The 25,828-nt window shown below is 59.4% G+C and carries 25 protein-coding genes, 1 tRNA gene and 1 pseudogene; 12 read left to right on the forward strand and 15 right to left on the reverse strand.

The window, feature by feature from the left end:
• Positions 1-14 precede the first annotated feature (14 nt).
• The 15 genes from HPT27_RS09235 to metG all read right to left on the reverse strand — a co-directional run bounded on the left by HPT27_RS09235 (position 15) and on the right by metG (position 14,170).
• Positions 15-455 (reverse strand): hypothetical protein, encoded by a 441-nt coding sequence (locus tag HPT27_RS09235; protein ID WP_172242120.1) that lies wholly within the window; start codon positions 453-455, stop codon positions 15-17.
• Between the two features lie 206 nt (positions 456-661).
• The gene (locus HPT27_RS09240) at positions 662-1,129 is read right to left on the reverse strand and encodes a hypothetical protein (protein ID WP_172242123.1); all 468 of its coding nucleotides are present in this window, start codon (positions 1,127-1,129) and stop codon (positions 662-664) included.
• A 142-nt stretch (positions 1,130-1,271) separates the two neighbouring features.
• On the reverse strand, positions 1,272-3,086 hold the full coding sequence (locus HPT27_RS09245) for a bifunctional diguanylate cyclase/phosphodiesterase (protein WP_172242126.1): 1,815 nt from the start codon (positions 3,084-3,086) through the stop codon (positions 1,272-1,274).
• A 34-nt stretch (positions 3,087-3,120) separates the two neighbouring features.
• Complete coding sequence (locus tag HPT27_RS09250; protein WP_235950861.1) at positions 3,121-3,846, reverse strand: transglutaminase-like cysteine peptidase; 726 nt, start codon at positions 3,844-3,846, stop codon at positions 3,121-3,123.
• Between the two features lie 139 nt (positions 3,847-3,985).
• Positions 3,986-4,423, reverse strand: coding sequence for a DUF1841 family protein (locus tag HPT27_RS09255; protein ID WP_211197913.1), 438 nt, complete (start codon positions 4,421-4,423; stop codon positions 3,986-3,988).
• Positions 4,424-4,472: 49 nt separating this feature from the next.
• Positions 4,473-5,105 (reverse strand): hypothetical protein, encoded by a 633-nt coding sequence (locus HPT27_RS09260; protein ID WP_172242129.1) that lies wholly within the window; start codon positions 5,103-5,105, stop codon positions 4,473-4,475.
• Positions 5,102-5,779, reverse strand: a complete 678-nt coding sequence (gene nth / locus HPT27_RS09265; RefSeq protein ID WP_172242132.1) for an endonuclease III — start codon at positions 5,777-5,779, stop codon at positions 5,102-5,104. Before nth ends, HPT27_RS09260 begins: the two co-directional genes overlap by 4 nt.
• A 102-nt stretch (positions 5,780-5,881) precedes the next feature.
• Entirely contained in the window at positions 5,882-6,646 is a 765-nt protein-coding gene (locus HPT27_RS09270) for an electron transport complex subunit E (protein ID WP_172242135.1), read from the reverse strand.
• Positions 6,643-7,287: an electron transport complex subunit RsxG gene (rsxG, locus tag HPT27_RS09275; protein ID WP_172242138.1), complete on the reverse strand. Its 645-nt coding sequence runs from the start codon at positions 7,285-7,287 to the stop codon at positions 6,643-6,645. The genes HPT27_RS09270 and rsxG overlap by 4 nt, the downstream gene beginning before the upstream one ends.
• Positions 7,284-8,429 (reverse strand): electron transport complex subunit RsxD, encoded by a 1,146-nt coding sequence (rsxD, locus tag HPT27_RS09280; RefSeq protein WP_172242141.1) that lies wholly within the window; start codon positions 8,427-8,429, stop codon positions 7,284-7,286. Before rsxD ends, rsxG begins: the two co-directional genes overlap by 4 nt.
• A 130-nt stretch (positions 8,430-8,559) precedes the next feature.
• Positions 8,560-10,164, reverse strand: coding sequence for an electron transport complex subunit RsxC (gene rsxC, locus HPT27_RS09285; RefSeq protein ID WP_172242144.1), 1,605 nt, complete (start codon positions 10,162-10,164; stop codon positions 8,560-8,562).
• Positions 10,164-10,712 carry an electron transport complex subunit RsxB gene (gene rsxB, locus HPT27_RS09290; protein WP_172242147.1) on the reverse strand — a complete coding sequence of 183 codons (549 nt, stop codon included), beginning with the start codon at positions 10,710-10,712 and terminating at the stop codon, positions 10,164-10,166. The genes rsxC and rsxB overlap by 1 nt, the downstream gene beginning before the upstream one ends.
• Entirely contained in the window at positions 10,709-11,287 is a 579-nt protein-coding gene (gene rsxA / locus HPT27_RS09295) for an electron transport complex subunit RsxA (protein ID WP_172242150.1), read from the reverse strand. The genes rsxB and rsxA overlap by 4 nt, the downstream gene beginning before the upstream one ends.
• A 226-nt stretch (positions 11,288-11,513) precedes the next feature.
• A complete protein-coding gene (locus HPT27_RS09300) occupies positions 11,514-12,014 on the reverse strand; it encodes a hypothetical protein (protein ID WP_172242153.1) in 501 nt (166 codons plus the stop codon).
• A 92-nt stretch (positions 12,015-12,106) separates the two neighbouring features.
• The gene (metG, locus tag HPT27_RS09305) at positions 12,107-14,170 is read right to left on the reverse strand and encodes a methionine--tRNA ligase (protein WP_172242156.1); all 2,064 of its coding nucleotides are present in this window, start codon (positions 14,168-14,170) and stop codon (positions 12,107-12,109) included.
• 310 nt (positions 14,171-14,480) lie between these two features.
• On the opposite strand from metG, the pseudogene apbC reads away from it, so the two are divergent.
• The 12 genes and pseudogenes from apbC to HPT27_RS09365 all read left to right on the forward strand — a co-directional run.
• Positions 14,481-15,569 (forward strand): annotated as a pseudogene (apbC, locus tag HPT27_RS09310) (iron-sulfur cluster carrier protein ApbC); the annotation flags it as partial.
• 174 nt (positions 15,570-15,743) lie between these two features.
• Positions 15,744-16,310 (forward strand): dCTP deaminase, encoded by a 567-nt coding sequence (gene dcd, locus HPT27_RS09315; RefSeq protein WP_172242162.1) that lies wholly within the window; start codon positions 15,744-15,746, stop codon positions 16,308-16,310.
• Between the two features lie 159 nt (positions 16,311-16,469).
• Positions 16,470-18,395, forward strand: coding sequence for a threonine--tRNA ligase (gene thrS / locus HPT27_RS09320; protein WP_172242165.1), 1,926 nt, complete (start codon positions 16,470-16,472; stop codon positions 18,393-18,395).
• Positions 18,396-18,446: 51 nt separating this feature from the next.
• Positions 18,447-18,989, forward strand: a complete 543-nt coding sequence (gene infC, locus HPT27_RS09325) for a translation initiation factor IF-3 (RefSeq protein WP_172245244.1) — start codon at positions 18,447-18,449, stop codon at positions 18,987-18,989.
• Between the two features lie 274 nt (positions 18,990-19,263).
• Positions 19,264-19,461 carry a 50S ribosomal protein L35 gene (gene rpmI, locus HPT27_RS09330; RefSeq protein WP_172242168.1) on the forward strand — a complete coding sequence of 66 codons (198 nt, stop codon included), beginning with the start codon at positions 19,264-19,266 and terminating at the stop codon, positions 19,459-19,461.
• A gap of 11 nt (positions 19,462-19,472) precedes the next feature.
• Positions 19,473-19,832, forward strand: coding sequence for a 50S ribosomal protein L20 (rplT, locus tag HPT27_RS09335; RefSeq protein ID WP_172242171.1), 360 nt, complete (start codon positions 19,473-19,475; stop codon positions 19,830-19,832).
• Positions 19,833-20,318: 486 nt separating this feature from the next.
• A complete protein-coding gene (gene pheS, locus HPT27_RS09340) occupies positions 20,319-21,332 on the forward strand; it encodes a phenylalanine--tRNA ligase subunit alpha (protein ID WP_172242174.1) in 1,014 nt (337 codons plus the stop codon).
• Positions 21,333-21,592: 260 nt separating this feature from the next.
• The gene (gene pheT / locus HPT27_RS09345; RefSeq protein ID WP_172242177.1) at positions 21,593-23,983 is read left to right on the forward strand and encodes a phenylalanine--tRNA ligase subunit beta; all 2,391 of its coding nucleotides are present in this window, start codon (positions 21,593-21,595) and stop codon (positions 23,981-23,983) included.
• Positions 23,984-24,021: 38 nt separating this feature from the next.
• On the forward strand, positions 24,022-24,324 hold the full coding sequence (gene ihfA, locus HPT27_RS09350) for an integration host factor subunit alpha (protein WP_172242180.1): 303 nt from the start codon (positions 24,022-24,024) through the stop codon (positions 24,322-24,324).
• A complete protein-coding gene (locus tag HPT27_RS09355) occupies positions 24,302-24,655 on the forward strand; it encodes a MerR family transcriptional regulator (RefSeq protein WP_172242183.1) in 354 nt (117 codons plus the stop codon). Before ihfA ends, HPT27_RS09355 begins: the two co-directional genes overlap by 23 nt.
• A gap of 214 nt (positions 24,656-24,869) precedes the next feature.
• Positions 24,870-24,946 (forward strand) — tRNA-Pro (locus HPT27_RS09360).
• A 246-nt stretch (positions 24,947-25,192) separates the two neighbouring features.
• A complete protein-coding gene (locus tag HPT27_RS09365; RefSeq protein WP_172242186.1) occupies positions 25,193-25,828 on the forward strand; it encodes a substrate-binding periplasmic protein in 636 nt (211 codons plus the stop codon).

Consider the following 25,828-nt stretch of genomic DNA (forward strand, 5'->3'; position numbering starts at 1 on the left):
TTCAAAAGACTTCGTTATTTTTTCTTGTAACCGGCAGCAGTTGCCTCGGTCACCATGGCCGGATCGGCGCCGTAGGAAATGGCGCGCTGGGCATAGGTGGCTTCACCTTTCGGATAAGCGGTAGTGGCGACCGTGATGGCTTCGTACTGATCAAAGCCGGCATCAAGCGCAGCATCGAAGGTTTGGGCGACGTATTCCGGCGCACTCTTCAGCGCAGCGGCGAAATACTCATTGCGGTTCGCGGCGTTGTCGGCCAGCGCAACCCGGACCTGATAGCTGTAGCAGGCTTCGCGCGAGAACTGACCCGAAGCGGACGGCGCGGCTTGATCGGCCTGATAAAGCTTGTCGCATTCTTTGTAAGCATTGGCGAAGTAGCTGCTGGCGGTATCGCCGGCCAGCGCCATGCCACACCACAAACCGCAGCAAGCGACGACAGCAGTAAGACCTTGCTTCATGGTGCTCTCTCCTTAACGTGACGAATCTTTTGATGGAAAACCCTGACGGACATAACGGCCGAATACGCGCCGTTGACGGCGGTTGCCGACGCCAACACGGATTGCTCAGCAACTGAGCAGACAAACCGTACCGCCGAGTCTATGCCGCGCCGGCGCGCTTTGGCAAACCGGGACAAATGTCCGAGTCATTCTTCTGTTCTGGGCGTTCAGTGCTTTTCGTAGCGATGTCCGGCCGCGGTCGCCTCGGTCACCTGACTCGGGTCGGCACCACGCGCAATGGCCCGGCTGGCAAAGGTGCGATCGTAATCGGGCAAGGTGCGGGTGGCGGCGGTCACTGCAAAGTAAGGATCCACTCCCGCAGCCAAGGCGGCATCGAAGGTCACGTGGGCATAATCGGGCGCGGCCTGCAGCGCGCCGACCATCAGCTGCGGACTGTCGGGTGGCAACATGGCCAGCGCGCGACGAACTTGGTCGGCATAGCAATCTTCGCGGGCGGCGGCGTAATCCAGACTGGCACTGACGGTGTCAGGTGGGAAGCGATCACTGCAGGCACGGTAAGCACCGTGAAAATAGCGCTGATAACGATCATCGGCACGGACGGTACTGCCGAGCAAACTGATCAACGTGATTGCAAACACTGTTCCGACGGCAAACAAATGGCGACTGGAAAACATGGCGACCTCCTCCTGAGATCGGTCGTACATCGACCCGTTTTCAGTCTAGGTCGTGCCGCTCTTGCCAGCCAAAGTCGGCAGCGTGAAAAGTGCCAGCAGTTAAAACAGTTCTCTCAGGCGGCGGTTTTATCTTCCGAATCGCCTATGCCGGCGGCCGCATCAGACCATCCACGCCGGTGCTCTGCCACGCAGCGGCATTGTCGTCACGGGCAACGGGTACCAGTACGGCGATATCCAACGCTTGCGCCAATCGGGTCAGACTGCTGAGCAGCGCCGAGTCGGGACCGGCGCCGGCCAGACCCAAACCAAGTTTCAGATAATCCGGCCGCCAGCGCGGCAGTGCCGTCAACAAGCCTGCCGACAAGCTGACCTGATCCAGACCAAAACCGATACCTTCGCTGCGCAGTGGCCGCAACAGCGTACTCAGATCGGTGATCGCAAGCGCTTCGCTTTCGCTCAATTCCAGACTGATTTTCTGCTGCCGGGCCAAGCTGCTGAGTTGCTGCCGCAAGCCCGGCTCGGTCAGTGCACGGGCGCTGATGTTGACGTGCCAATGACGATGGTCGCGCGGCAGTTTTGCCAAGCTGGTCAACAGCGCACCTTCGAGTGCATTTTCCAAACCGAGCCGACGTGCCTGCGCCAGCAATTGACCGGCAGTAAGTGTTTCGGCATTCGGCTGCGGCAGCCGCGCCAGCCATTCCACCGCCGGTTGGCTGCGGGCGCTGAGTGATTCAATTGTTGCGGGCAAAAACTGGAACACCGGCGTTTCGATGGCAGCATTGAGCCGTTGCCGCCAAGCTTCTGCCGGCAAGGTTTCAGCGGCTGCCAGCGGCCACCAGCTCAGTTGACGTTGGCTCGCCTCGTTCAGGGCGCCATCAAGACGCGCCAGCACTGCACCGGGTTGCACGTCTGCACTGATGGTCAATTGCACCGCGACGGCCTGCCAAGGCGCGGGCAAATTCAGCCAGCCGGGTGCGTTCGTGCCGAACGCGTTGCTGCTGTCCGTCAACGCCAAAAATTCACTGCCGGACAAGCGGAACCAGCGCAGGTTTGCCACCGCAGCAAGATGTTCGGCCAGTGTCAGCAACGCCGCATTGGTGCCGGCGTAACCGCGTTCGGCATTGACATTGCCAAGATTGCTCAGCCGCAGCCCAATCACCACCGAAGCTTGATGGGCGTGCTCCAATTCGCTCAGCGCGTCGAGCAGTGCCAGACGATTCGGCAAATGGCTGACGCTGTCGTGCTGCAATTGCGTTTGCAGCGTCTGCAATTGTCCGGCCTGGGCGTTGAATTGCGCAGCAACCTGCTCGCTCATCTGGCCGAGTGCCAGCGCCAGCGGCTGCAGTTCATGGACAACGGCGGAGGGCAATTGCATCGGCGCGCGCCGGCTGACGAATTGATGCGCGGCATCCGCCATCCGGTGCAGCGGCGCCAACGAGCGCTGCACGGTATACACCACCAGAATGCCCAGTGCGATCAACGCAATGGCCGAACCAAACAGCAAATCGACAAAGCTGCGCCACAACGCCAGCTGGGCATAACCGGTGTGGCTTTCGATCATCAGTTTGCCTTGCTGACTCCAGCCGCCACTGAGCAGCGCACCCGCTTGCGGCGCCTGAATCGGCAGCGCCCGACTGAACCAGGCCGGGATCTGCGCCGGTGCCACCGTGCTTTCGCGTTTGATGACCGGTTGCTCATTGACATCGAGCCAGAGAATTTGCCGGTAATAGCCGCGATCAAATACCGCGTCGATCATGCGTTCAGCGGTGACGTTGTCATGTGCGGCCAGCGCCGGCGCCATCGACAGCGCCAGACTGGTTGCCGTGTCCTGGGCATGGCTTTGCAACTGCAGCGCGAGAAAGTCGCGGGTGCGCTGCACCTGCAGCCAGAGATTGGCCGCCAGCGCCAGCATCAGCAGTAGCGCCAGCGAAATCTGCAGGCGTCGAGTCAATGACATATACCCATCCTCAAACGCTGTGCTCGCCAGCGCATCATGGTTTGCCGGGCGCCAGGAATGGCGCCTTCTTGAAATCTCGGGCCAAGCGGGCGAGCAATTCACGCCACGGTGAAATGCGCTCGCTGCTGCCCACCAACTGGCCGGCCCCGCGTTCCTTGGCCAGCCACAGATCGGCGCCGTTGAAACTGTAAACCGGCACCAGATCGGTACGCTGTGAAGCCGGCCGGATGTCGCCGATCAGATTGTCCAGCACCAGCGGCTCGGCGTCCGGCTTTTCATACCAGGTCAGCACCATATGCGCCTGATTCAGTTCGACCGCCTTGACGTAGGTGATGCGCAGCTGCGCTTCCGGCACGCCTAACGCAATCAAAGTCATGTATTTGGCAATGGAGAAATCTTCACAGTCGCCGCCGTTGCTGGCAAGAAATTCCACTGGCGTCGCCCAGTAGTCTTTTTGCTGCCAGTGCTCGTCGTCGGGGATGAACTCGACCTGATTGAAGAAGTTGTTGACGGTAGTGAGGGTGCTGCGAACGTCGCTGGGCGGACGCGCCAGCAACTGCTGCCAATCGAGCAGTCGGGTGCGTGCCGCGTCGCCGTATTTTGCGCTCATCCGCTCCAGCAGTTGCGGCGCCAGCTCGACGTCGGCGAACGCCATCAACAGGGCCAGCGCGGCAAAAATCACGGCCAGCCGGTGACGGTTCCGAACATCGTGCCGGAGCAGTGATAGCGTTCGCAGTAACAGCGTTCGCAGTAACGACAAGGGCAGGCAACGAAGCAACGCAGGGCCGGCAAGTGAAGGATGGCTGCAGCAAGCATAGTCACTGCAACCGTACCCGCGCTGCTGGCCGGCGAAAAAGCCGGGAGAATTTGTCGGGATTAGACGACGGCGCGCGGTCTGTTCACAAATTCGCCAGCCGGGTTCGGATCAACGCCAGATAGGCTTGCTCATCCGGCATCCGGCCGTCACGCTGGGCCTGCCAGAGCGATTCGGCCAGACAATCCATCAAACAATGTTCGGCCTCATGCTTGTCGCCGAGCCGCAGACAGAGCTGCGCATAAAGCCCTGCGATGCCATTTGGCCGGTCAGTGGCCAATTGCTCGCGCAGGCCCATGTGCAGGCCCATGTGCAGAAACGGATTCACTTCGCCAAATTCCGGCAGGTAATCCTGCTGGCTGTAACGCTCCGGCTGGGCCAGCGCCTTGTGGTATTCCGGATGCAGCGCGATCACCGCCTTGATCTGCTCTTCCAGCGCGGTCAACGGCTCGCCGGCCTGGGCCTTGCGATAGACCTCAAACCAGAGTTTGCGCAGGTTATTGCGATCGGAACCGAAGATCATGCTGTCAGGAACCTCTGCTGTTCAGCCGTGTTCAGGTCACGGTATAGCTTCACGGGAAACTTTCATTGCGAACGGCGTAAATGATAAACGATGCGCTGCCATTGGCGTCGGCAAAGCCTGATGACCAAACCGAGTGCGAACCATCCAAGGCACTGCCATCCCAGCGGCGGTTGAACGCTGCCATGGCTTGGATATCGGTAAACGCGAATTCGAGTCGGCAAAGCTCAGCCCAGCAACTGATCGATTTGGCCGGGTGTGATTGGGCTGTTTCATTGCTGAATAGGCGAGATTGCAGCTTATCTTCAGCAATCAGGGCATCGCTTTCATCACGTGGCAGCGCCCAGTAGGGTTTTTGCCAATCGCTGTTTTGCGTCTGATGCAACTGCATCATTTCATCCAATGCTGCGCTGCCATAGTGAAAGTTTGCAGCTTTTGTTGCCGGCTTTGTCGTCGGCGAAGCGGCTTGGCTCGGCTCACTGCTCGCTGCCGCCGGCGGTGCGCTGGGCATTGCTGGGGCATGTTCAGTTGTGGTCAGCGCTGGGCTGTCGGCGATCGTATTGGCAGCGGCTGATGCCGGCGCTTGTGCCATGGCCACTGGAGGTGAGGCCGGTTGGCTTTGCCAGATATACATGCTGAAAGCACCAAGCACAAAACCTGCAATCAGCGCTAATCCTGTTTTCATGCTTGCTTCCTGGCTTTGGTTCGTTTCGGCAGTTCTTCCAGCAACTTCGTTTTCTGCTTGAACTCACACAGATCATTGATGACGCATACCGCGCACTTGGGGCTGCGCGCGGTGCAGACATAGCGGCCGTGCAGGATCAGCCAGTGATGGGCGTCTTTCTTGAATTCGTCCGGCACCACTTTCAGCAATTTCTGCTCGACTGCCAGTGGGGTTTTACCGGGCGCCAGGTTGATCCGGTTCGACAAGCGAAAAATATGGGTGTCGACCGCGATGGTCGGTTCGCCGAACGCGGTATTCAGCACCACGTTGGCGGTCTTGCGGCCAACCCCGGGCAGTGCTTCCAACGCTTCGCGGTCACGCGGCACTTCGCCGCCGTGCTGTTCCAGCAGGATTTTGCAGGTCTTGATGACGTTGTCGGCTTTGGCGTTGAACAGGCCAATGGTCTTGATGTAGTCCTTCAATCCCTCAACGCCGAGCGCCAGAATTTTTGCTGGCGTGTTGGCAACCGGAAACAATTTGGCCGTGGCTTTATTGACCCCGACATCGGTGGCTTGGGCCGACAGCACTACGGCAACCAGCAACTCAAACGGGGTGGTGTAGTTGAGCTCGGTGGTCGGGGTGGGATTTTCTGCCCTTAGCCGGGTGAATATCGCCAGTCGTTTTTCAGGATTCATGGGGTCGCGATTATGTTCGTTGCCAAGCGCTCAGGCTCTATTAAAAACTCAGCTTGGATTTAGCGCTCAGCTAGCGTTCAACACTCAGTTTACGTTCGACGGTCAAGTCTCATTTGCCGATCGACTCTCGTTCGACACATTAACGGGCGCGGCTGGGCGCATGCTCGTTGCGCTGGCAGCCTGCCGGCTTCGACGGCGCTGGTCAATGACATTTTTCAGCGCAATCAGGCCACCAAGTCCCAGAAAGGCGCCGGGCGGCAGCAGCGCCAGCAGCATCGGCTGTTGCAGCTCGGCAAATTTGCTGCTGAGCGCGGCGCCAACGCTGCCGAATACCTGTTCGGCACCGAACATCCAATGACCGGAACCAAGAATCTCGCGCACGCTGCCGAGCACAAACAGCACGCCGGTAAAGCCAAGTCCCTGCGCCAGACCATCGATCACGGCCCGATGCGCCGGTTGACGCGAGGCAAAGCTTTCCGCGCGGCCGATGATCACGCAATTGGTGACAATCAGCGGAATGAAAATGCCGAGCGCCTGATACAGCGAGTAAGTCCAGGCGTGCATCAGCAATTCGATGCAGGTAACCAGCGAGCCGATCAGCAGCACAAACACCGGAATGCGGATCGCAGCCGGAATCCAGTGTCGCACCAGCGAGACCAGCAGATTGGCGCCGACCAGCACCAGCAAGGTGGCGAGGCCAAGACCGAGACCATTGATGGCGGTATTGCTGACTGCCAGCAGCGGACACAGGCCCAGCACCTGCACCAACGCCGGATTATTGGTCCACAGTCCGGATTGCCACAATTCCGGTTGCCATAACGCAGATTGCCAGCGCTTGCTTGGTGAATGTGGCGTGCTGTCGGTCATTTTGTTGCCGCCTCTGCGGACGCATGGCAATTGCTGGCCGCGCTGAACAATTCGTCGCGATGGTTGGCGTGGTAGAGCTGCACCCGTTGCAAGGCGTGCAGCACGGCCCTCGGTGTGATGGTGGCGCCGGTAAAGCCATCAAAGTCGCCGCCATCCTTGCGCACGGTCCATTTGTCGGCACTCGGTTGTTGCAGCGAGCGGCCGCGGAATTGATCCATCCAGTCGGATTTGCGCCGCTCAATTTTGTCGCCGAGTCCTGGCGTTTCCTTGTGTGCGGTAACCCGGGTGCCGGCGATCTTTCCGTCGTGATAAATGGCAATCAGCAAATCGATATTGCCGCTGTAACCGTCAGGTGCGGTGGCGGTGAACACCAGCGCAACCGGTGCGCCGGTCCGTCGCGCCCGATAGACCGGCACTGCAGCTTCGCGGCCAAACACGTCGGTATCGAGCACCGCAACGCAATCTTGGGCAATGTTGTTGTCGTAGGCAGTCATGGGTAGCACTTCACCGAGCAGGCGAGCAAACGCTGCATCCTGTTCGGCTTCGATGCGCGGCCGCGTCAGGATATCGACGGCAACAATGGCGCCGGTGCAGATCAGTGTGAACGCGCCCAGTATCAGGGCATGCCGGCCCATGCTCATGATGCCGGGTCCTTGTTTTGAGTACGTGAAGCTGTCGCGCTGTCGGCTGTCGAGCGCGGCGCCGTGCCGCTTGGCACTGGTGCCAGGATCTTGCGCGACGGCTGACCATAAGCGCGTGGCACGGTGTAGTGATCGATGGTCGGCGCCGCCAGATTCAGCAGCAGCACGGCAAAGGCAATCGCATCCGGATAGCCGCCGAAGGTGCGAATCACATAGACCAGAACGCCAATGCCGAGTCCGTAATACCAGCGCCCGCGTGCTGATGTGCAGGCGGTGACCGGATCCGTTGCAATGAAAAAAGCGCCGAGCATGCTGCCACCGGTGAGCAGATGAAACATCGGCGAGGCATACACATCCGGATTCCAGACATAGAAAATCAGCGCACTGCCGAACAAGCCAGTCAGCAGGCCGATCGGGATGTGCCAGCTGATGATCTTCTGCTGCAGCAGCACACCGCCACCGATCAAGAACGCCAGATTCACCCACTCCCAGCCAAAGCCGGCAAAGGCACCGAACACCTGCTGATTGACCACCTCGGAAATCATCTGGCCCTGAGCGATGTCGGTGCGCAGATGATCGAGCGGCGTTGCCATCGTGAAGCCGTCAATGCCGGCACGCAGCGTTTGCAAGCTCTGACCGTCCCAGGTGTTGCCGGTGGCGATCAGCATGATGCTGTCGATCAGACCGGGTGGAGTCGCGGACAAGGCCAGCGGCGGTGTCCACGAGGTCATCGCAATCGGAAAGGAGATCAGCAGAAACACATAACCGACCATGGCCGGATTGAACGGATTCATGCCGAGGCCGCCGTACAGTTGCTTGGCGACGACAATCGCAAACAGGCTGCCGCTGATGGCGATCCACCACGGCGCATACGGTGGCAGACACAAGCCGAGCAACAAGCCGGTCAGAATGGCGCTGCAGTCTTTCAGCTCGTGACGCGGATCGCGGCCGCGCAGACTCAATACTACGGCCTCACCGACAACGCAGGCGAGGATGCACAACCAGACCTGAAACAAGCTGCCCCAACCAAAAAAGGCCATCAAGGTTGCCATGCCCGGTGCGGTGCAGTAGATCACCATGCGCATGACCTGACCGACCCGTTCGCCACGGGTGCGATGCGGCGATGAAATGGCCAGACTCATAAGTGATTACCCGATTGGTGGCGAATGCCGGAGTGCAGCACTGCGGTGCGGCCTCGTTTGATTGCGCTACTTTGATTCACAGCGCTGTGCTGCTCGATTGCATCATTCCGCTCATTTGCATGGCCGTGCTTCATGATGATGACTCCGGTGGAGTGGCGTCGGTTTGCTGCTTCTTTGCCTTGGCGCGCTGGGCGGCAGCAAGGACATCGGCCAGGCGGTCATTGTGCTGCGCGATCACCGGCTTGCTGGCATCGATCTCGGCATCGTTTTTAGTAACGACGACTGCTGCGACAGTGACCGGTTCCGGTTCAGTGAGCGCCGGTGCTGCGGCAAGCTTGCGCTGCGCCCGCTGCTGTTGTTTTTGCTGCAGCCGTTGCTCGCGGGCATCAAAGCGGGCTTTAGCCTGCTGCGCAGCGAGCCGTTCCTGTTGTTGCTGCCGGAGCACCGCTTTTCCATGGCGATAATATTGCACCAGCGGGATTTGGCTGGGGCAGACATAAGCGCAGGCACCGCATTCAATGCAAACAGCGAGATCCAGCGCTGCCGCTTTTTCATGCTGCTCGCTTTCGATGTGCCAGAACAATTGTTGCGGCAACAACGAGGCCGGACACACTTCCATGCAGTCGCCGCAGCGGATGCATGGCCGAGGCGCCAGTGTTTCATCGAGCTCGTCCGGGCCGGCGGCGATCAGGCAATTGGTCAGCTTGCTGACCGGTGCCGACAATTCGTTGAGCGCGATGCCCATGATCGGGCCTCCCATGATCACACGGCGCAGCTTGTTCGGATTCAAGCCAGCGCTCTGCAACACATACTCGATGGGCGTGCCGATGGCCACGTCGTAATTGCCGGGCCGATCGACCGCGTCACCGGTCACTGTAACGATACGCCGCAGCAGCGGTTCGGAGTGGGCGATGGCACGGGCGATGGCGTAGCAAGTGCCGGTGTTGTACATCACAACGCCGAGATCAACGGAGTGTTTGCCGCGCGGAATCTCAAAGCCCAGCAGATTCTGAATCAGTTGCTTCTGGGCACCGCTCGGGTATTTGGTCGGAATGACCACCAGCTCGATATTGGTTTCATGGCACGCTTCGGCAACGGCGGTGATGGCAGCTGGCTTGTTGTCTTCGATGGCAAACAGCACGAGTTCCGGCTTCAGCAGTCGCGCCAGAATCTGCACACCTTCGATGATCGCTGGCGCGCGTTCCTGCATCAGTCGATCATCGCAACTGATGTAGGGTTCGCATTCGGCGCCGTTGATAATCAGCCATTTGACTGGAGTCTCGGTCAGCTTTTGCGCCGAAGGAAAGCCGGCGCCGCCGAGGCCGACGATGCCGGCCTGGGCAATGCGCTCGCGCAGATCGTCATCGCTCAAGCAAACGTCATCGACCAGTTCTTCTTCTTCGTGCGCGCCAGTTTCATCGGTACAGATGCCGATGCAGGGCTGATACTGGTTGCTGTCATCGGGTACCGGATGCAGGCCGATAAAACTGATTTCACCATCGGCCGGGGCATGCACACCGGCGCTGCGCCCGGCTGCCGGCTTGGCCAGCAACTGGCCGTAATGCACGCGCTGGCCTTCGGTCACCACCGGAATCGCCGGCAGCCCGGCATGTTGCTTCAGTGGCAACACCAGCAGCGGTGGCAGCGGCAGCCATTCGATCGGATTTTCGGCGGCGCGATCTTTGTGATCGTCCAGCACGATGCCGCCGGGAAAGCCAAACAGTTGCCGGCTCATCAGTGCACCAAGCGAATCGGAATGCGCGGATCGAACGCCGGCTTTGGCCACTGCCAGGCCGGCGTTGGTGCCGGAATCAGATCAATGCAATCGACCGGACAGGGCGGCAAACACAGTTCGCAGCCGGTGCATTCCGCCGCGATTACGGTGTGCATCAGTTTCGGTGCGCCGACGATGGCATCGACCGGACAGGCCTGAATGCATTTGGTGCAGCCAATGCATTCGGCTTCGCGAATGAAGGCCAGCAGTTTCGGTTTGACGGCAGCTTCATCCGCCAATGGCGTGATCTCTTTACCGAGCAGTGTGGCCAATGCTTTGATGCCCGCGTCGCCACCAGGCGGGCACTTGTTGATGGCATCACCGTTGGCAATGGCTTGCGCATACGGTTTGCAACCGGGATAACCGCACTGGCCGCACTGGGTTTGCGGCAGCACCGCGTTGATCTGATCGACCAGCGGATTGCCCTCGATCCGGTAGCGGATGGCGGCGTAGCCAAGCAGCGCGCCAAAGACGAGCCCGAGCAGCACCAGCGCGAACACGCCGCTCATTTGATCAGCCCCGAAAAACCCATGAACGCCAACGACATCAAGCCGGCCGTGATAAGCCCAATGGCGGCGCCACGAAACGGCAACGGTACATCGGCGACATTGATGCGTTCGCGTAGCCCGGAAAACAGCACCAGCACCAGCGAAAAGCCAAGCGCGGCGGCGAAGCCGAACACCAGCGATTCGAGAAAGCTGTGCGCGGCCTGAACATTGAGCAGGGCGACGCCGAGCACCGCGCAGTTGGTGGTGATGAGCGGCAGGTAAATGCCGAGCAGACGGTGCAGCAGCGGGCTGGTTTTCGCCATCGCCATTTCGGTGAATTGCACCACCACGGCAATGACCAGAATGAAACTCAGGGTGCGCAGATAGCCGATGTCGAGCGGCTGCAAAATCCAGGCATTGACCAGATAGGACAGCGCCGAGGCGAGCGTCAAAACAAACGTTGTTGCCGCCGCCATGCCCACGGCTGTGTCCTGCTTGTTCGACACGCCCATGAACGGGCACAGGCCAAGGAATTTGACCAGTACGACGTTGTTGACCAGGGCGGTCGCGACAAACAGCAGCAGCAGATCAGTCATGGCGCGGAGCGGCCGACGGGAAAGAGGCCTGACAATTATGCGTCAGTGCGGCCGATAGCGCCAAAGGCGCCGCGAGTTCGTGTGTGAAGTGGGTGATTTGATGAGGGTGGTATCGTGAGAGTGGCGTGTGGCGCGGTTGGTGGGAGCGGCTTTAGCCGCGATTACTGGCTCAACAGTCGGATCCATCGCGGCTAAAGCCGCTCCCACAAGCAACAACCGTTGTGGATTAGAGCTTCGGCTCTTGCCGCTCGGCGTCGCTGACGCTGGCGTCAGCGCTGGCAGTAACCACGTCGGACTCGCTGATGGTCGAGGCCGCTGCCGGTTTTTGCCGCCGCGACAGCACAAACAGCAAGGCCCCGAGCACCGCTGTCACTATCAGGAAGCTGATCACAATGGGTACCGCGCCGCGCATCAGGCCGGTCATGCCATCCTGATCAAAACCCAGAATGCCGACGATGGCGGCGGGCGCGAGCCAGGGGCCGTCACCAGTCGATGCCGCTGGGGTCAGCGCGCCGGCAGCGAACAGCGACCAGACCGGCACCATCAGCCATTTTGGCCAGCGCCGAATGGTGCGGTAGAGCACCACCAGAAAAACGCAGGCGACCAGGATGTACAGCAGCCAAGTGCTGCCGTAATCATTGACCACGCGGTCAGCGGGCACCGGTTGTTCAACAACAGCCTGAGTGGTTTCGGTGCTTTCAACAGGGGCGGTGATCGGGGCAGTCATGGGCGCTCGTGTCTGTGTTGTCGTGTTTTTCGTAGGTTGGCTAGCGCGGGTAACGCGAACCCAACCTACGATTTGCTGTTTTTAAGTCACTGTCACTTTACTCGCATGCCGGGTTGGGCACCGGTATGCGGTTCCAGAATCCACAAGTCTTTGCCGCCGGGGCCGGCCGCCAGCACCATGCCTTCGGACATGCCGAATTTCATTTTGCGCGGCGCCAGGTTGGCGACCATCACCGTGTGCTTGCCGATCAACGACGCCGGATCGTAAGCACTCTTGATGCCGGCAAACACGGTGCGGGTTTCGGCACCGACATTCAGGGTCAGCTTCAGCAGCTTCTCGGCGCCTTCGACGTGTTCGGCATTGTCGATGCGGGCGATGCGAAGATCGATGCGATCAAAATCGTCGATGCCGATCACCGGCTTGAACGGTTCGTGGGTGATCAGTGCCGAGGCAGTTGTGGTGCCAGAGCCGGAGGCGTTTTCAGCGGCGGCCGGCGCGGCCGTCGGCTGCAAGTTCTCTTTCGAAGCTTCGATCATCGCCGCCACTTTCGCGCCTTCGACCCGCACCATCATCGGCTGGAATTCGTTGATCTTGTGGGTCAGCATCAAGCTCTGCGCGTCCATCCACAGCAGCGAATCGATGTTCAGGAAGTGCTCAGCCTGTTCGGCCAGTTTCGGCAGCACCGGCTTCAAATACAGTGCCAGCAGACGGAAGGCATTGAGGCCGACCGTGCAGACGTCATGCGCCTCTTTCGCGGTGTCCGGGTTCTTGGCCAGCGTCCACGGCGCTTTCGCGGCGATGTATTCGTTGACCTTGTCGGCCAGCGCCATGATGTCGCGCATGGCTTTGCCGTATTCGCGATCTTCATAGGCCTTGGCGAGGCCGTCGGCGGCGTCCTGCAGTTCTTTCAGCAGTGCCGGTTCGGCGTTGTGCGACGACAGCAGGCCGCCGAATTGCTTGTGAATAAAACCGGCGCAGCGCGAGGCGATGTTCACCACTTTGCCGACCAGATCGGAATTGACCCGGTTGACGAAATCTTCCAGATTCAAATCGATGTCATCGACGCCGGCACCGAGTTTGGCGGCGAAGTAATAGCGCAGCCATTCCGGATTCAGGTGATCCAGATAGGTGCGGGCGGTGACAAAAGTGCCTTTCGACTTCGACATCTTGGTGCCGTTGACAGTCAAAAAACCGTGCGCGTAAACGGAAGTCGGCGTCCGGTAGCCCGAGCCTTTCAGCATCGCCGGCCAGAACAAGGTGTGGAAGTAAACGATGTCCTTGCCGATGAAGTGGTAAACCTCGGCGGTCGAATCGGCTTTCCAGAAATCATCGAACGCCAGATCTTTCTGCGCGCACAGGTTCTTGAAGCTCGCCATGTAGCCGACCGGCGCATCGAGCCAGACGTAGAAATACTTGCCCGGGGCATCCGGAATTTCGAAGCCAAAGTAAGGCGCATCGCGCGAGATATCCCACTCGCTCAAACCCGCTTCGAACCACTCATCAAGCTTGTTGGCGATCGAGGCATGAACATGCCCATTGCGGGTCCAGTGTTTCAAGAACGCTTCGAAATCCGGCAGCTTGAAGAAGTAATGCTCGGACTCTTTCAGTACCGGCGTAGCGCCGCTGACGGCCGATTTCGGGTTCTTCAATTCGGTCGGGGCGTAGGTAGCGCCACAGACATCGCAGGAATCGCCGTACTGATCGGTGGCGCCGCATTTCGGGCATTCGCCCTTGACGAAGCGGTCCGGCAGGAACATCTGCTTTTCCGGATCGAACAGCTGCGAAATGGTCCGGGTGGCGATATGGCCGTTGCTGCGCAGCGCCTTGTAAATGCCGTAGCAGAACTCGCGGTTTTCTTCGCTATGGGTGCTGTAGTAATTGTCGAACGCGATATGGAATGCGCTGAAATCGGCCAGGTGCTCTTCGCGCATCCGGGCGATCATTTCTTCCGGTTGCAGGCCGAGGCTCTGGGCCTTGAGCATGACCGGGGTGCCGTGGGTGTCGTCGGCGCAGACGTACCAGCACTCGTTGCCGCGCATTTTCTGGAAGCGCACCCAGATATCGGTCTGGATGTATTCGACCAGATGGCCCATGTGGATGGAGCCGTTGGCATAGGGCAGGGCGCTGGTAACGAGGATGCGGCGCTTGGCGGTCATGGAGTCGGATCGATATCGAAAGCAGGAAAGGCGGCAAGGATACCGGTTTTGCCGGGTTGATTCAGCCTTTGGATGGCCAAATTGGCTAGCCAGAAAGCGATTCCTGACCGTAGGGTGGGTCAAGCGCAAGCGGACCCACCATTTGCGAGGCTGTCAGAGTGGCGGATCCGCTTCGCTTGATCCTCCCTACGGCCGCTCATATTCCGACAACGCAGGGTAAAGCTCCGTCCGATTGATCCCGACCCCGCCCAAGCCGGCCGGCTTTTGTTAGCATTGGCCGCCTTTTTACCCAGCCCAGCAGACCGCCCGGACCATGACCGTCAGCCGCCAGTCGATAGAAGCCCAGCTCAGCCAGTACCGCGACCGCTACATCAGCGAAGACATGGTGGCGCACGGCGCCGTCCGCGCCTGTGACGTTCAAGGGGATCGGGTCGCCCTGACCCTGCAATTCGGCTTCCCGCTGGCCGGTTACCGGGCTGAGCTGGAGCAAAAACTCAAAGCCCATCTGGCCGCCGTGGCGCCGCAGCTCGCGCTGCGCATTGAAAGCGCGGTTGCGCCGCACGCGGTCAAGACCGGCGCCAAGCCGATTCCTGGCGTCAAAAACATTCTCGCCGTCGCTTCCGGCAAAGGCGGCGTCGGCAAATCCACCACCGCGGTGAATTTGGCGCTGGCGCTGGCTGCTGAAGGCGCCCGCGTCGGCATTCTGGATGCCGACATTTACGGTCCGTCGCAGCCGATCATGCTCGGCATGGCCGGTCAGCATCCGGAATCGACTGATCAGAAATCGATTGAGCCCATTACCAGCCACGGCATCCAGTCGATGTCGATAGGCTATTTGGTTGAGCCCGAACAAGCGATGGTCTGGCGTGGCCCAATGGTGTCCAGCGCGCTGCAGCAACTCATCAACGACACCCGCTGGAAAGACGTCGATTACCTGATCGTCGATCTGCCGCCGGGTACCGGCGACATTCAATTGACCTTGGCGCAAAAGGTGCCGGTCACCGCCGCGATCATCGTCACCACGCCGCAAGACATCGCGCTCGCCGACGCCATCAAGGGCATCGCCATGTTCCAGAAAGTGAACGTGCCGGTACTCGGCGTGGTTGAGAATATGGCCATGCATATCTGCTCGAATTGCGGCCACACAGAGCATGTATTCGGTGCCGGTGGCGGCACCAAACTGGCCGAACAATACGGCGTCGAAATGCTCGGCAGCCTGCCGCTCGACATCCGCATCCGCGAACAGACCGATGGCGGCAAGCCGAGCGTGGCGGCCGAACCGAACGGCGAAATCGCTGGCATGTACCGCGATATCGCCCGCCGCATCGGCGCGAAATTGTCGCTGGAAGCGAAGAATTACGCGGTGATGGCGCCGGTGATTACGATTAGCAATACCTGATGTTTTCGTAGCCTGGGTTAGCGAAGCGTAACCCGGGTTGAGCCCGAAGGGCTCAACGAAGAAGCAGAATTTGTAGGATGGGTAGAGCGCCAGCGAAACCCATCAGGTTTGGATTCAATTACATGATGGGTTTCGCGGCATCGCCGCTCTACCCATCCTACGTTGGGGCAAAGCATGAGCATCAAATCAGACAAGTGGATTCGCCGGATGGCCGAGCAGCACGGCATGATTGAGCCGTTCGAGCCGGGTCAGGTGCGGGCGGTCAATGGCCAGAAGATCGTTTCCTACGGCACCTCGAGCTATGGCTACGACGTGCGTTGCGCACGCGAATTCAAAATCTTCACCAATATCAATTCGGCGATTGTTGATCCGAAAGCCTTCAATGAAGGGAGCTTCGTCGACGTGGTCAGCGATGTCTGCATCATTCCGCCGAACTCGTTCGCGCTGGCTCGCACCGTTGAATACTTCCGCATTCCGCGCAGTGTGCTGACCATCTGCCTCGGCAAATCCACTTATGCCCGCTGCGGCATCATCGTCAACGTGACGCCGCTGGAGCCGGAGTGGGAAGGCCACGTAACGCTGGAGTTTTCCAACACCACGCCGCTGCCAGCCAAGATTTACGCCAACGAAGGCGTCGCCCAGATGTTGTTCCTTGAATCGGACGAGGTCTGCGAAACCTCCTACCGTGACCGTGGCGGCAAGTATCAGGGCCAGACCGGCGTGACCTTGCCTAAAACCTGAAGTAGCCGAAGACCTGATTGGGCTAAAGAACTGATTTGCCCACGGTCTGGGCTGGTGCCGGTCGGCGGCTGTTATAAGCCGCCGATTGAGCCGGGCCCGAGCTGCCCCCTATAATCCCCTCCCTTTTTCGTTGTTTTGCCCAATAAAGAGCACAGGAACATGCCTGTTGTACGTCTTCCCGATGGTAGTGAGCGCCGGTTTGATTCGCCGGTCACGGTTATGCAGGTTGCCGAGAGCATCGGCGCCGGCCTCGCCAAGGCCGCGTTGGCCGGCAAGGTCAACGGCCGTGAGGTCGATACCAGCTACACCATTACCGAAGACTGCGAGCTGGCCATCATCACCGACAAGAGCCCGGAAGGCCTTGAGGTGATCCGGCACTCGACCGCGCACTTGCTGGCGCAGGCGGTCAAGCAGCTGTTCCCGGAAGTGCAGGTCACTATCGGCCCAGTGATCGAGGACGGCTTTTATTACGACTTCGCCAGCCCGAAGCCGTTCACGCCCGAAGATCTGGAGAAGATCGAGAAGCGCATGGCCGAGCTGGCCGCGAAGGAAATCCCGGTGTCGCGCCGGCTGTTGCCGCGTGACGAGGCGGTCGAGTACTTCAAATCGCTCGGCGAGCATTACAAGGCCGAGATCATTGCCTCGATCCCGAGCAACGAAGACATTTCGCTGTACCGTCAGGGCGATTTCGAAGATCTCTGCCGCGGTCCGCACGTGCCGAATACCGGCAAATTGAAAGTGTTCAAGCTGATGCGGGTGTCCGGCGCCTACTGGCGTGGCGACACCAAAAACCAGCAGTTGCAGCGGGTTTACGGCACGGCTTGGGCCAACAAGAAAGATCTGGAAACTTACCTGCACCGGCTGGAAGAAGCCGAGAAGCGCGATCACCGGAAAATCGGCAAGGCGCTGGACCTCTTCCACCTGCAGGAAGAAGGCCCAGGCATGGTGTTCTGGCACAACAACGGCTGGATCATCTACAAGGAAATCGAGAACTACATTCGCAACCGGCTGCGCAAGGCCGACTATCAGGAAGTGCGCACGCCGCAGGTCATCGACCTCAGTTTGTGGGAGCGCTCGGGCCATTGGGGCAAGTACTCGCCGAACATGTTCACCACCGAATCGGAGAACCGCAAGTACGCCATCAAGCCGATGAACTGCCCGTGTCACGTGCAGATTTTCAACACCACGCTGCACAGCTACCGCGATCTGCCGCTGCGCATGGCCGAGTTCGGTTCCTGTCACCGCAACGAGCCGTCCGGTGCGCTGCACGGCATCATGCGGGTGCGCGGCTTTACCCAGGACGACGCCCACATTTTCTGTACCGAAGAGCAGATGCGCGACGAGATCATCTCGTTCGTCGACCTGCTGTACTCGGTCTATGAGGACTTTGGCTTCACCGACGTCATCATCAAGCTGTCGACCCGGCCGGAAAACCGGATTGGCTCCGATGCCATGTGGGATCGCGCCGAGGGCGCACTGGCCGATGCGCTCAAGGCCAAAAATCTGGCATTCGAGTACCAACCGGGCGAGGGCGCCTTCTACGGGCCGAAGATCGAGTTCACCCTGCGCGACAGCCTTGGTCGTAACTGGCAATGCGGTACCATGCAGGTCGACTACAACATGCCGGAACGTCTGGGCGCCGAATATATCGACGAAAGCAGCACCAAACGCACCCCGGTCATGCTGCACCGGGCCATCTTGGGCTCGCTGGAGCGGTTCATCGGCATGCTCATCGAGCACCATGCCGGGCTGTTCCCGACCTGGTTGGCACCCCAGCAGGTGGCGGTCCTGAGCATCACCGACCGCCAGCATGAGTACGTCGCCGGTCTGGCCAAAGCCTTGAACAATCAGGGCTTCCGGGCCAATTCCGACTTGAGAAACGAGAAGATCAGCTATAAGATCCGCGAGCACACGCTTAGCCGTGTGCCATATCTGCTGGTCGTCGGCGATCGTGAGGTCGAGACGAATACAGTGGCCGTGCGTAGGCGCGATGGTAAAGACCTCGGTGTGATGACGGTTTCCGCCTTCACCGAATTGCTTGCCAGTGACGTGTCCTCGCGCGGCCGTTCTATTTTGGAGGAATGAGCAATAAAACCACCAATCAGGACGGGACCCAAGCCGCCGCCAAGGCCGCGGATCTCCCGTGAAGCGCGCACCAATCCCCAACGGGAAAACCGGATCAACGAAGAAATCACCGCGCGTGAAGTGCGTTTGATCGGTGACGATGCGCAACAGATGGGTGTAGTAGCCATTCGCGATGCGTTGGCTGCAGCAGAAGAAGCGGGTCTGGATCTGGTCGAGATTTCGCCGGATGCGGTGCCGCCAGTCTGCAAAATCATGGATTACGGCAAGTACTTGTACACCAAGTCCAAGCAACAAGCCGAAGCCAAGAAGAAACAGGTCCAGATTCAGGTCAAGGAAGTCAAATTCCGCCCGGGTACGGATGTTGGTGATTACCAGGTCAAGCTGCGTAACATCCTGCGATTCTTCGAGGAAGGTGACAAAGCCAAGATCACGGTTCGCTTCCGCGGCCGCGAAATGGCCCACCAGGAACTCGGCATGCAGATGCTGGAGCGCCTGCAGGTGGATGTGGCAGAACATGCAATTGTCGAATTTGCCCCGAGAATGGAAGGCAAAATGATGACCATGATTCTGGCGCCGAAGAAAAAGACGAAGTAATTCGGGTTCCACCAAACGAGCCCGGTTCGCGAACCGGGCTTTGTTTTGTGTAAGGCGGTCGAGGTTGCTCCTGGCAACATTCGACACTTGCTACGGCGACGTAGGGCGGATCAAGCGTAACGGATCCGCCATTACCGAACCGATGTAAACAAATTCGCGATGAACGCCTTGGCGTTATTGCAAACCCAATTCCCGGCAACGGGAATACCAGTCCGAATCTGGCGTCAACTACGGCGTGGTGCCGTGGCCAGACCGGATAATCAGGAGCAGTAAAATGCCCAAGATGAAGACCCACCGGGGCGCTGCCAAGCGCTTCAAGAAAACGGGTTCAGGTGGCTACAAGCATAAGCAAGCGGGTATGCGTCACCTGTCCACGCACAAGAGCGGCAAAACCGTTCGTCAACTGCGTGGTTTGAAGATGGTGTCCGAGCAGGACGCGCCAGAAATGAAGCGTTTGCTTCCGTACGCGTAAGGAGTTAAGTCATGGCACGAGTAAAACGTGGTGTGACCGCTCGCGCGCGTCACAAGAAGATTCTGAAGCTGGCCAAGGGTTACTACGGTGCCCGTTCGCGTACCTATCGCGTAGCCAAGCAAGCGGTCATCAAAGCGGCTCAGTACGCTTACCGTGACCGTCGTCAGAAAAAACGTCAATTCCGCGCTCTGTGGATCGTCCGTATCAACGCCGCGTCGCGTGAGTGCGGTACGACCTACAGCCGTCTGATTGATGGTTTGAAGAAAGCCAATATCGCTATGGACCGCCGTGTACTGGCTGACCTGGCGATGTTTGACAAGGTTGCGTTTGCTGCTCTGGCCGAAAAAGCCAAAGCTGCCCGCGCCGCCTGAGACTGACCCGAAGCGTTTTGCTTCTGCGGTTCAGTGGCAACCATTTGGTTTGCCGTCTGCAAGACAAAACAGGGGAAGGGCGCAAGCTCTTCCCCTTTTTGCTTGGTTCAGCAAAACAGGCAACATGATTATTGGCATCCGTGGTGCGCGTTTTGCCATGATGTAGGGCTTTTGCTCTCCGTGAGCGAAGGCCATGTGGGTGTTGAGAGGCTCTCGACAATGCCCCCCTGGCGCTCCCCTCGCAGGGGGGGAATAGCGCGCTTATCTCGGTGGGAGAGAATTTCTCCTCCCCTTGTGAAGGCAGAGGCCGGGAGGGGGTAGTTGCCGCTCGAGCCTCGTAGTTTGATTAAGCGATCGCTAACGCGATCCAACTCAATTTTTCTGTAGGAGCGAGCTTGCTCGCGAAAGCAGTTATGTGTCGAATTGCAATCGCGAGCAAGCTCGCTCCTACAACAATAATTTGAACAACCAACCCAAGGGGTTGCTATGGAACTGGAACAAATACTGGTGCAAGGTCAGGCCGCCATTGCCGCGGTCACCGACTTGCCGACACTCGAGCAGGTCAAGGCGCAATTCCTGGGCAAGAACGGTTCGCTGACGGCGGCGTTCAAACAAATGGGTGCGCTGTCGCCAGACGAGAAAAAAGCCTTTGGCGCCAAGATCAACGTGGTCAAAACCGGCATCGAAACGGCGCTCGAAGCCAAGCGCACCGAAATCACCGAAAAAGCGATTGCTGAAAAGCTGGCGCGTGAAACCGTCGACGTGACCTTGCCGGGCCGGCGCAATCACCAAGGTGGTTTGCATCCGGTTACCCGTACGATGCGCCGCATCGAAGGCTACTTCTCGCAAATCGGCTTTGCCGTAGCCGAAGGCCCGGAAGTGGAAGATGACTGGCACAACTTCGGCGCGCTGAACATTCCGGATCATCACCCGGCGCGGGCGATGCACGACACGTTTTATTTCGATGCGACCCGCCTGCTGCGCACGCACACCTCGCCTGTTCAGGTGCGGGTCATGGAAAGCCAACAACCGCCGATCCGCATCATTGCGCCGGGCCGCGTTTACCGCTGCGATTACGACGTGACCCACTCGCCGATGTTCCATCAGGTCGAAGGCCTGCTGATCGACGAGAACACCACGTTTCAGGATTTGCGCGGCATTCTCGATGAGTTCCTGCGCAATTTCTTTGAAGCGGATCTGCCGACTCGGTTCCGGCCATCGTATTTCCCGTTCACCGAGCCAAGCGCGGAAGTGGATATCGGCTGCGTGATGTGCAACGCCAAAGGCTGCCGCGTCTGCAAGCAAACCGGCTGGCTGGAAATTCTCGGCTGCGGCATGGTGCACCCGAACGTGTTGAAAGCCTGTGGCATCGACAGCGAGCGTTACACCGGTTTTGCGTTTGGCATGGGCGTCGAGCGGCTGACCATGCTGCGTTACGGCGTCAATGATCTGCGCTTGTTCTTCGAGAACGATTTGCGGTTTTTGAAGCAGTTTGCCTGATCGAATTCCACCCGCTGAACTGGCAGGCAAGTCATTGATGTGTTTTCTCCCTCCCCCTTTGACGGGGGAGGGCCGGGGAGAGGGTGAACCTCCCGTCCGCGCCGTAGCCAACTACTGACGCGAGCTGAAAGATCACCCTCTCCTCAATCCTCCCCCATCAAGGGGGAGGATGTTTTCATATGAGTAGCCTGCTTTGTGCAGGACTCAACAAAATTCTGGATTCCCGCCTGCGCGGGAATGACAGTGAAAGGAAACGACACATGAAAATCTCCGAACGCTGGTTGCGTGAGATGGTGAACCCGGCGGTCAGCCGTGATGAACTGATCAAGCAGCTGACCATGGCCGGTCTGGAAATCGAAGGCGTGGAAGTACTGAATGCCGGCATCGACCATATCGTCGTCGGTGAAGTACTGACGGCTGAGCAGCACCCGAACGCGGACAAGCTGCGCGTTGCCACCGTCAATGTCGGCAAGGAAACCTTGCAGATCGTTTGCGGTGCCGCCAACTGCCGGCCCGGCATCAAGATCCCGGCGGCGTTGGTCGGTGCCAAATTGCCCGGCGGCATGGAAATCAAAAACGCGAAACTGCGCGGCGTCGATTCCAGCGGCATGCTCTGTTCGGCGAAAGAGCTGGGCTTGGCCGAAGAGTCGAGTGGCCTGCTGGAGCTGCCGCTCGATGCGCCGGTCGGCACTCCGATTGTCGATTACCTGCAACTCGATGATGCGGTGTTGGAAGTCAACCTGACGCCAAACCGTGGTGACTGCCTCGGCGCGCGCGGTATAGCCCGGGAAGTGGCGGTGCTGAATCAGCTGCCGTTCAATCCGCCGGCGATGGCTGAAGTGCCGGCGACGATTACCGACAAGCCTTCGATTGAATTGCTGGCGCCGGAAGCCTGCCCGCGTTACTGCGGCCGCATCATCAAGGGCCTGAACACCAAGGCCGCGACACCGCTGTGGATGCAGGAAAAGCTGCGTCGTTCTGGCGTGCGTTCTATCAGCCTCGCGGTCGACGTCACGAACTATGTGATGCTCGAACTCGGTCACCCGATGCACGCGTTTGATTTGAAAGAAATCAAGGGCGGCATCCGCGTGCGCATGGCTGTGGCTGGTGAAAAGCTGACGCTGCTGGATGGCCGCGAAGTAGAGCTGACGCCCGATACCCTGCTGATTGCCGATCACGAACGGCCCATCGCTCTCGGCGGCATCATGGGCGGCGAGCATTCCGGCATCGCCGATGGCAGCAGCGATGTGTTACTGGAAAGCGCTTACTTCAATCCCATCGCCATCGCTGGCCGCGCCCGCAAATACGGCCTGCACACTGATGCCTCGCACCGTTATGAGCGCGGTGTTGACCCGACCCTGCAACGCGTTGCCATCGAGCGCGCCACGCAACTCTTGCTGGAACTCGGCGGCGGCCAGGCCGGTCCGGTGGTCGACGCCAAGAGCGACGCTTATTTGCCGAAGCCGGCGACGATTCATTTGCGCCGAGCCCGCATCGCTCGCCTGCTTGGCTTCACGCTGCCGGATGCGCAAGTCGAAGGCATTCTGACGCGCCTCGGTTTGCAACTCAGCAATGTCGCTGACGGCTGGCACTGCGTCGCGCCGCTGCACCGCTTTGACATCAGCATTGAAGCCGATCTGATCGAAGAACTCGTGCGCGTGCACGGCTACGACAAACTCGAAGCGCGGGTACCGCACGCTGACTCGAAAATGGTCCGCATGCCGGAACACCGCGTGCTGGAAAATCGCCTGCGCGATCTGCTGGCCGACCGCGGTTATCAAGAAGTGGTCACCTACACCTTCGTCGAACCGAAATTGATGAAGACGCTGGAGCCGCGGCTGGAACCGCTGGCGCTGCTGAACCCGATCACGCCCGAGCTGGCGGTGATGCGGACCAACCTCTGGGCCGGCCTCGTCAACGCGGCGCGCTACAACCTCAACCGTCAGATCAGCCGCCTGGCGCTGTTCGAAATGGGCCTGCGGTTTGTCCCGCAAGCTGGCGGTGAGTTGAATCAGGAAAAAGTGATCGCGGGTCTGGTGACCGGTGCGCGCGAGCCGCTGCAGTGGAACCATGGGTCTGGTTCAGGAAAACAAGATTCGTTCGATTTCTATGACCTGAAAGGCGATATCGAAGCGCTGCTGGCCATGGGCGGCGAGCGTAAGGTCGAGTTCCGGGTCGGCAGTCATCCGGCCCTGCATCCGGGCCAGACCGCCGAGGTGGTGGTCGATGGCAAGGCCATCGGCCTGCTTGGCGCGCTGCACCCCGAGAAGGTCAAGGAGCTGGATCTGCCGACCGATGTGTTCGTGTTCGAACTGGCACTTGTGTCACTGTCTGAGGGCGTGGTGCCGCGTTACCGTGAGCTGTCGCGCTTCCCGGGCGTTGGTCGTGACCTGGCTTTGGTGGTCGATGAAAGTCTGCCCGTCGAGGCCTTGTTGCAAGTCGTTCGCGACCAGGCCGGCGAAAGCCTGGAAGAGCTCAGGGTGTTTGACATCTATCGCGGCAAAGGTATTGATTTGGGTAGAAAATCTGTTGCCGTGGGCTTGATCTTCCGGCACCCATCGCGCACTCTTACTGACTCAGATGTCGCTACCCTGATGGATGCCATCCTGGCAGGCCTGAAAGCGCAGTGCGGCGCCCAGTTGCGCGAATAAGCGCCGTTGCACAAGTAAGTACAAGAGAGCCCAGCCTCATGGCACTGACCAAGGCAGAGATGGCCGAGCGGTTGTATGAAGAGCTCGGCCTGAACAAGCGGGAAGCCAAGGAGCTCGTCGAAGCCTTCTTCGAAGAGCTGCGAGGGGCGCTTGAGCGCGGTGAGCAGGTCAAACTCTCCGGCTTCGGCAACTTTGAATTGCGCGACAAGAACCAGCGGCCGGGGCGTAACCCCAAGACTGGTCGGGAAATCCCGATCAGCGCCCGCCGGGTGGTCACTTTCCGGCCGGGCCAAAAGCTCAAGGCCCGAGTAGAAGCGTATGCTGGAAGCGAGCAACAATAACGAATTCCTGCCCATCCCGGCCAAGCGCTACTTCACCATCGGTGAGGTCGCTGAGCTGTGCCTGGTCAAGCCGCACGTGCTCCGCTACTGGGAGCAGGAATTCCCCCAGCTGTCACCGGTCAAGCGCCGCGGCAACCGCCGTTATTACCAGCGCGAAGACGTCGTGCTCATCCGGCAAATCCGTTCGCTGCTCTACGAGCAGGGCTACACCATCGGCGGTGCCCGCCAGCAACTGACCAATGAAAAAGCCGGCGACGACAAACCCGAAGCTGACACCATCCAGCGGGTGATCGAAGATCTCGAACAGTTGCTGATCATCCTGAAGAAATAACACTTTTGATCCCCCTCCTTCCCAAGGAGGGGCTAGGGGTGGTTGCGGAGGTCGAAGCCGCGGTCATCGATTCATCCCGAATTGCTCACAAAACCACCGATCTTCCCACGCTCACCGCCGTACTTCCAATCCATCCCAATCCCAAGCTGACCAACCCCAACAAATCCGCTATCATGCGCGTCCGCTTTTGCGCCCTCCGGGCGTAACGGCGATTCGGGGTGTAGCGCAGCCTGGTAGCGCACTTGCATGGGGTGCAAGTGGTCGTGGGTTCGAATCCCGCCACCCCGACCAACTCCAACAAAAGCCGACGTCACTGTCGGCTTTTGCTTTTTCTGCGCCAGCCATTCGGTATTGCTGGGCAGTTCACCGCGGTGTTCTGCGCTACATTAGTCTCCATGCACTGCGCAAATGTTGGCGCTGTCTGTGGGCAGCAGGTGAGGTTTGGCGTTGAGTCGGCTTGCGATCGTATTGCTGGTTTTACTGTCTCCGATGGTTGCTGGGGCGGCCGAGAAGGAATCGTGCGGGGCGCCGCTGCGGGTGATTCGCAATCATGATTCCGTGCCGGACGAGGACGATCTGTTTTTGATGCGGGTAGCAGACAAGGCGCGTTGCCAGATTGAGGTCATCCTGTCCAATCATCGGGTGACGTTGCCGCGACGGATGGAGATGCTGCGCAACGGCGAGATTGATCTTGTGATCGGTGCGAGCAAGGTGCCTGAGCGGGAAGCGTTCGGCTATTTTTCCTTGCCGTACCGGACGGAGCGAATCCGGGTTTGGGCGCGGGTGGCGGACAAGACGCGGGTACAGGGTAAAACCGCACCGCAATTGATCGACGAGGGCTGGCGGTTGATTGGCCCGGGTCAAGGCTGGTTTGGCACGTATTACGAAGGACTGCAGAAACAGCCGAACAAGGTGATCGAATTCAAGCAGTTCAGTCAGGGCGTACGCTTGCTGGTCGGCAAGCGCGGCGATTTGCTATTGGGTGATGAAGTGTGGCCGTCACGGCTGGAGGCGGCGGACCAGCAGGCGCTGTATCAGTTGCCGGATTTGTTGCATGAAGACCCGGTTTACATCCTGTATTCGCGCAAGACCGTTGATGAGTCCGTGGTGGCACGGATGGATGTCGCCATCAAGGCCTTGGGCATTATGCCAGCAACGTCAATAGAACCTTGA

This window comes from Permianibacter fluminis (assembly GCF_013179735.1).
GTDB classification, from domain to species: Bacteria; Pseudomonadota; Gammaproteobacteria; order Enterobacterales; family Permianibacteraceae; genus Permianibacter; species Permianibacter fluminis.